Source organism: Pontibacter anaerobius, assembly GCF_026241195.1.
In the GTDB taxonomy this organism is placed as follows: domain Bacteria; phylum Bacteroidota; class Bacteroidia; order Cytophagales; family Hymenobacteraceae; genus Pontibacter; species Pontibacter anaerobius.
Genome location: NZ_JAPFQO010000026.1, coordinates 1 through 842 on the forward strand (window position 1 = coordinate 1; position 842 = coordinate 842).

The 842-nt window shown below is 40.3% G+C and carries 1 protein-coding gene; it reads right to left on the reverse strand.

Features of this window, described 5'->3' with window-relative positions; translation table 11 throughout:
• Window positions 1-131 precede the first annotated feature (131 nt).
• The gene (locus OO017_RS19860) at window positions 132-707 is read right to left on the reverse strand and encodes a hypothetical protein (protein ID WP_266054450.1); all 576 of its coding nucleotides are present in this window, start codon (window positions 705-707) and stop codon (window positions 132-134) included.
• Between the last annotated feature and the right edge of the window lie 135 nt (window positions 708-842).

The window sequence follows — 842 nt, forward strand, 5'->3', positions numbered from 1 at the left end:
GACTACTACAGGGAAGTAGCTCCACAACTTAACGAACCGCTGTATGCGAGACCCGCTTGTACAGTGGTGTGAGAGGCGCTCCCCGCTACCTAACGGTGGCGGGGCCGTCTACTCGATTATGAGAAGAAATTCTAATCTTGTTCTTTGATAAATGAATCGGCAAAAGGACTAAGAATTTTAAGCTCTTCATCGGTTTTCTTTCTCCATTCAAGCTGTTTTAGTCCATAGGTGCCATGTGCAGTCTCCTTGTCAAACAAACCTTGATTGTAATCTTTTTCATTGCTCAAACTATCAATTAATGCTTGTAAACTTTCAGCAGTAATAGCTTCCTTTTCTATTAATTCAATAATCCCCTTTCTAACTTTTCGACAGAAGACTTCACTTATATCAAAGTGTAGTTGCTCATGATTTAGTAATTGGGAAGATGTCGTGTCTATCGTCCAAGACTGAAGCCTGTCAAATACATTTACATATTCCCCTTCAAGCACACCATCTGAATATTGCAAAGAAGATTGCCACCCCGAGCAAGTTACTGCTGCCGATGTTCCTTTAATTTCTTCTGATGGAATCTTTCCTTTAAAATCACTCCACTTTAATTGATAGTTTTGACTCCATGGAATCAATGAGTCATTCTTTACTTCCTGTGAATGCTGAGCAAAAGCAGAAACAGAAATCAATAATATAAAGAATGACAAAACTATTTTCATAAATTACTTTTTACTCATAACGAAATGGTCTAGCAGACGCTTTGGCTTGTCAGGCTTGCGAGGGTGTCTGCTAGGGTGTGTTGGGCGGGGTTGTTTTTCCCTTTTTCCCCCCGGCACTGCGTTGTAAAAACAAGG

Bases quoted from the DNA above. Each gene is read 5' to 3' on its own strand.
- OO017_RS19860 (WP_266054450.1), bottom strand. From the start codon at position 707: ATGAAAATAGTTTTGTCATTCTTTATATTATTGATTTCTGTTTCTGCT.